This window comes from uncultured Succiniclasticum sp. (genome assembly GCF_902793885.1).
Classification (GTDB): domain Bacteria; phylum Bacillota; class Negativicutes; order Acidaminococcales; family Acidaminococcaceae; genus Succiniclasticum.
In genome coordinates, this window is sequence record NZ_CADBFF010000015.1 from 60,373 (window position 1) to 66,472 (window position 6,100).

Annotated in this window: 5 protein-coding genes and 1 pseudogene; all 6 read right to left on the bottom strand. The window is 51.1% G+C overall.

What is annotated here, in order from left to right:
- Positions 1-68 precede the first annotated feature (68 nt).
- Entirely contained in the window at positions 69-506 is a 438-nt protein-coding gene (locus QZV31_RS08555) for a hypothetical protein (RefSeq protein WP_093730928.1), read from the bottom strand.
- Positions 507-650: 144 nt separating this feature from the next.
- Entirely contained in the window at positions 651-1,910 is a 1,260-nt protein-coding gene (locus QZV31_RS08560) for a CHAD domain-containing protein (RefSeq protein ID WP_295359623.1), read from the bottom strand.
- A gap of 2 nt (positions 1,911-1,912) precedes the next feature.
- Entirely contained in the window at positions 1,913-2,875 is a 963-nt protein-coding gene (locus QZV31_RS08565; RefSeq protein ID WP_295359625.1) for a D-glycerate dehydrogenase, read from the bottom strand.
- Positions 2,876-3,237: 362 nt separating this feature from the next.
- Entirely contained in the window at positions 3,238-3,789 is a 552-nt protein-coding gene (locus QZV31_RS08570) for a DUF456 family protein (protein ID WP_295359627.1), read from the bottom strand.
- A gap of 164 nt (positions 3,790-3,953) precedes the next feature.
- Positions 3,954-4,916 carry an AEC family transporter gene (locus QZV31_RS08575; protein WP_295359629.1) on the bottom strand — a complete coding sequence of 321 codons (963 nt, stop codon included), beginning with the start codon at positions 4,914-4,916 and terminating at the stop codon, positions 3,954-3,956.
- Positions 4,917-5,556: 640 nt separating this feature from the next.
- Positions 5,557-6,100 (bottom strand): annotated as a pseudogene (locus QZV31_RS08580) (hypothetical protein); the annotation flags it as partial.

Sequence of the window (6,100 nt, forward strand, 5' to 3'; positions counted from 1 at the left end):
TTACCACAAAACCATAAAAAATAAAAGCGCCGCTATACAGAAGCCGCGCTTTTCTAAACAGGTAACAGCTACCGCATATTTTCAATGATATCCTCAAAATTCGTAATCAGCAGCGGATGTCCGGTAACACTTAAATCACGCAGCACATACCCATAGGAATCATACCATGTATCAGCCAGTTTCATTTCCAGGCCTTCTTTTTCAAACTCTTCCACCATTTTCAGGACGAAACGGTTTACCACGCCGTCTTTGTCCGTGTTCAGCGGGATGATGCGGGTCTCCGGCTCAAATTCTTCCACCGTCAGATCCCAGCCTCCCGGGATAGGCGGTCGGCGGTCCGCTCTGATGAAATAGTTTTTGGAAAAACCGACGTAGGTTCCCATCGCGTCAAACATTTTTGCCTTAATCAGCGGGTAACCGTTTTCGTTGCCCCATTTTACGATTGCCTCAGAGCATTCGTTATTGTGAATCACGCTTGGTAATTCGCCCTTTTTAACAACAGCCATTTCCATTTCCTCCTCTATATTCATGTTAGAACCTTCACTGTACATACATACTATTATTGTACATGATTATGGTTATTATTTCAATTTTTCTTTACACTTTATTCCAAAAATTTAGGGAAATACCATCTGAACAAGGCTTCCGGTTCATTTTTCCTTCAGCATCTGCAGGAAATGCTCCCACATTTCCGAAACCACCGCCAGCAACGACTCGGAGCGGGCGCTCTGCCAGTTCAGAAACGACTGGATCTGTTTCTGCAGTTCTTCCTCTTCCGGCTGCTGCAGCGCGATGCCCCGGGCCCAATAGGCGTTGACGTAATCGTCGTGAAGCAGCCCCAGCACGTCCTGCAGCTGCTTCAGCTGCCGCAGCAGATCCAGCGGCAGGTTTGTCAGGTCAACAGTCTGGGTCACATACCGGAAGCGTTTCACCTTGATACGGATCTCATGCAGATCATCCATATCGGAAAAATCCGGATACTTTTTGCTGAGGGAGAGCATCTTTTCACACCAGTCGTCCAGACGTCGCGCCACATAATGCCGGGCCGTTTCTTTCCCCAGTTCTTTAAACCCGTCGCCCTGCAGCCGGTTCAGCCAGAGCATAAACTCCGCCAGCTTATCCGTATGCTGGTTCAAAAAAGTACGGAAAAAGAACTTTTCCTGCTCGTCCTGCCGCAGCTGCAAAAACAAATCCAGCAGCACCGTGGACGACGCTCCTTCTGCACCTGCAGCTTCATGCCGCCGCCTGCAGGTCAGGGCCGCCGCATCCAGTTCCCGCATATTGGAGAGAGCGTCCGCCTCTTCCCGGAAAAACGCCTGCCACTCCGACACCGGCGCCTCCGGCAGACCTTCCTTAAAAAACACCAGACAGGAACGCAGACGGCGGATCTTCACGCGCAGCTGACGTACCAGCAGCTTATTGTCCGGATCCTGGTACAGCAGATGCCAGAACCAGTTGATGATGAGGACCTGCCAGTACAGATACTGCCGCATCGCCTTCAGCCGTCCCGCATCGCCGGACACCCGGGGATAGGGTTTTCCTGCCAGGGCCAGCAGCCGCAGTTTCAGATCCGGCTCTGCTACCACGAACCCGTCGCCTCCGGACAGCAGCTGCTGCACTGCCGTCAGCACCAGTTCTTCACTGCCGGCGCGGTAACTGAACTCCACATCCAGTAAATCGGAAAGATGGGAATCCACCAGCAAAATGCCTTCCATCACCCGCACTTTAACAGGCTGCAACGGTCCGCCCAGCAGCTTGCTGCGGCGAAACCGGGCGCTGAGGTTTTCTCCATATTCTTTTTCACGCAGTTTACCCTGCTTAACGGTGAGCTTCAGCAGCTTCGCCACATCTTCCGTAAAAGTTTCCGGATGGGCGACTCGCACACCGTGCAGGCAAAGTTTCAAAGCCAAAATTATTTCACCTGTGCCAACATAGGCTGTCCGGACAGGGCAGCGATAATATTCTGCGCCGTAACCAGCGCCATTTCATCCCGGGTCTCCTCGGTCGCGGAAGCGATGTGAGGAGTTACCGTAATATTGGGCAGCGTCAGCAGCGGATGATCTCCCGGCAGCGGTTCCGGTTCCGTCACGTCCAGACCCGCCGCCGCCACTTTTCCGCTCTTCAGTGCGTTATACAGCGCATCCGTGTCCACCACTTTGCCCCGGGAAATATTCACAAACCTGACGCCATCCTTCATGGCGGCAAAGGCAGCTTCATCAAACATTCCTCTGGTAGAAGGATTCAGCGTAACCGCCACCGCGATAAAATCAGAAGTCTGCAACAGTTCTTCCCACGATACATACCGCGCACCCAATGCGGCATCGTTCAGCCTGCGGTTGCGGTTATGGTAAATGATGCGCATGCCGCTGGCCTGGGCCCGTTTTGCAATGGCGCTTCCGATATCGCCAAAGCCGACGATCCCTAGTGTTTTATTGTACAGGTCAACGCCCAGACCCAATGCCTTCCTTTCCCCCCACAGTCCGTTCTTCGTATGCAGATGGCCCCGCACGATGTTCCGGGCCGTGTCGATCAGCAGACCGTACGCAATATCCGCCACCGCATTTACCAGCACGCCGGGCGTGTTGCCGATTTTTACATTGTGGGCATTGCAGGCTTCCACATCAATATTATCATATCCTACCGAAGCCTGGGCCACCACCTGGAGCTTCGGCGCTTTTTGCAACAGCGTTTCATCGATCCGGATATTTCCTGTAGAATACAGGGCGTCCGCCTCCTGCAGCCACTCCTCCCACTGTTCCTCCGGCACGCGCCCCCGCTGCTGCCAGCTTTTCAGCGTCACCTTGTCCTGTAAATATTCCAGTGCCACGGGACGGATCTTCCCGTTGCAGATTACGATTTTATCTTTTAAGTCCATTGTTGCGCCCTCCAAAACTTCAAAACAGTCTCTGACCTTTTCCGCATAACTGTAAAATAATTAACCGGCATTGCCCCATTCTGTTTTCTCAACAGCACGGCTTTCTGTATCCTGTCCGGTAAAACCGAACATACAAAATGCTAAGAATGATAAAAATAAAAACGGGACAGACTGCTCTGTCCCATTCATTGTAGCACACTGTATAGAAAAACCAAATCAAAGATGCGTTTTTGCCGCTGATTTTTTTATCTTTTCAAAAAATCAGCAAAAATCTGTTACATTCTTTCTATAATTCTATCGCTCACGTAAAAACAAATTCAGGGAAACACGGAGTGATCTGCGCCACCTTTTCATTTTACTGCTCAGGCATAAAAGAAAATCTGCCGCGCCAGCAGGATCGCCAGTGCAAAGGTCGCCACCAGTTTCCCCAGCATGGCCACAAACTGCATCTTGGCCGCCTGCCAGGCCAATGCTCCGGCGTGCTGCATATTATGGGAACGCAGGTACTCATACAAATACGCCATCACAAACGCACCGATAGCACCGCCAATCACACTGCCCGCCACCGGAAACGTAGTCGCCCCCATGACAGTACCTGCAAAGGTACCACAGCCGATCAGGAACACGCCCCACCAGGAAATGCTCTTCACCTGCTTCTTAATCCCGAAAAACGAGAGCACGAATTCCCATATCTCACCCATAGCGTAAATCAGAATTACCGCAGAGATGATACGGATATCAAAATACTTGGACGGATCGTAAAACGCAAAGCCCAGACAGCAACCCACCATCAACGTATTGCCCGGTAAATCGAACAACGACATGGCCACCGCAACCAAAATCAGACAAATTGCCGCCAGCCATTCCAGCATATACGGATCCGGACCGGAAAACCCTGCCAAAACCTGTTCCATGGTTTCTCCTTTTTCAAAAATCACATTACGTTAATACACACAACAACAGCAGGTATTGCAAATCTGCGCAATGTATAATACCTTTTCAGGCGAAACCAATTATAGCATAAACGTGGGAGAAAAAAATGAAACTTGTGTGAACTCAAGCGCATGACACAAAATGTTTACAAACGTCCCCCAAAGTGAATATAGAAAAAGAACAGCGGAAAAACAACCAGCACAAAAACCACCGTGGTCAGCAGAAAGGAAGCTATGGTTATGTCTACATTTAATTTGTACAGCTGCGCGGTGATCACCGAGTTGATAGCCGCCGGTGTCGCCGCCATCAGCAGCAACGAGCCCAGCAGCACCTGATCGGTAAACAACAATTTGAACAACAGGTAGAACAACACGGGAACAATGACAAAGCGCAGCCACAGCATGCTGATTACTTTACGGTAATAGAACCGCGCCCTGCCGAAATCAATCAGAAACCCTACCGGCAGCAGGGATACCCAGGCCAGCACGTGAACCAGGTTATGAAACAGTATGCCCAGCGCAGGAGGCCGGGAAACGCCAAAGACCTGCAGCAGAATACCGGCAGCCATGCCCAGGATCCCCACCTGGTTCCAGGTGATGAACATCTCCCGAAAGCTCAGCTGCAGTTTGGCCTGCCGCTGCGCCGCATGATGCTTTTCGTAATAGTATTTTGCCATGGGGAACGCCGCCGCCACCATGAGGATATTCTGAGGCGCGGCCACCAACTGCACATAGGCAAAGCCTTCTTCCCCGTACAGGATAAAAGCGCACAGGCCGCCGATGGTGCCGATGTTGGAAAGCATGGCGGAAATTACGTAAGCGCCCCGGTCCAGTTCATTGTCAAACTGACCGGCAAAACAACGGGCGCCAATCACCCCGGGCACAGCCGTAATCAGTACGCCAATCAGCGGCAGCCACAGCAGCTGCGCCGAAAGAGGCAGTACCCAGAAGCTCATCAGCGTCAGCACCGTCACCATGACAACGACGTTGAAGCGGATCAGCCAGTCGCAGGCTTTTTGCGGCATCAGATTATGAATTTTTAAAAGATATCCCGCGGCCAGTGGCAGCAGGATATCCGTAAACACCAGCAGTATTCGTTCCCAATCCATCTTGCGTACCTTATATAACGATTCAGAAGCTGTAATGTTTTGCAGATAGCAGTATTATAACATATTATAAGTCGCGTTGACAGGGCAACCGTGTCCCATCCATTTCAGGCAGAACCGGCGGGGAAACCCAAAGCCTCCACACTCTTGCAGTTTGACAATTGTATCTTACGGCTTCGCCTGTACAGACATATAAACTGTCTATCCTTTATATATTAAGAGGTGACGGAACCAAGCCCCAGTATCCATGCGGGTTTGCGCTTCATGGTTGGTCGTTTTTACGACCAACCCCAATACCGGATGCCGTCTTAGACTCTTCAATCCTCTGATTATCTTTTCCGGTCACTTCAGTGACCGGACTTTTTTCGCAACTCCAGTAGTGGTGCGGTTTTCCAGCCTGCTTTCTGTTATATATGTAGACAGCTTAATTGTCTGTCTCCAGATAGCACTTCTTTCGTTCCTTTTATTGCTTTGTTCGGGAAAGCTGCCACTACGCCTTCGCGTTAAATCCGGGGTATGCAATGAAAGCTATACCACTAAAAAGAGGAATGGGCATGACCCACTCCTCTTTCTTCATATTATATTGGGTAGTGTTTGTCCCTGGTTTTACATGGCATTCTTGTTTTTGCCACTAACACTTCCTTTAGAACGTATACGCCACGTTCACGCTGCCGCCGAAGCCGCGGTGCTTGCCGCCGTAACCATAGATGCTGATGTCTGTCCGCCACGGATTATCCTTCGTGGCATCCATCCGCATGCCGAACTCACCCCGCACACTGCTGCCCTTGATGCTGGCCGCACGAATCTCAGTTCCATTGACTGTGCCTTTTGCTTCTCCGTCAAACTCATACTCGTAAGCCAGGCCGCCGTACCAGTTCCACTTCTTATCTGTGGTTCCGTACCGGGCGCCGATCCGCAGCACACTGCTGTTCACGCTGTCCAGGTTGTAATGTTGTTTCGCATCAAACTCGGCCCCGTCCCGCTTCGTGTAGAAGAACTTGCCATACACGTCCAGACTCTTTCCGCCTTTGTAATTGAATACCTTGCCAAGACCTACATGGGCGCCGTAATACGTTGCATGGATATCGTACCCATACGCATTGCCCGCGCCGTCACGCAGCAGGTCATTGGCGCTGTCGCTTACACGGCCTAACCGGAAGCTGGCTTCCGTATACACATCATGCTTG

Bases quoted from the DNA above. Each gene is read 5' to 3' on its own strand.
- QZV31_RS08570 (WP_295359627.1), bottom strand. From the start codon at position 3,789: ATGGAACAGGTTTTGGCAGGGTTTTCCGGTCCGGATCCGTATATGCTG.
- QZV31_RS08565 (WP_295359625.1), bottom strand. From the start codon at position 2,875: ATGGACTTAAAAGATAAAATCGTAATCTGCAACGGGAAGATCCGTCCC.
- QZV31_RS08555 (WP_093730928.1), bottom strand. From the start codon at position 506: ATGGCTGTTGTTAAAAAGGGCGAATTACCAAGCGTGATTCACAATAAC.
- QZV31_RS08575 (WP_295359629.1), bottom strand. From the start codon at position 4,916: ATGGATTGGGAACGAATACTGCTGGTGTTTACGGATATCCTGCTGCCA.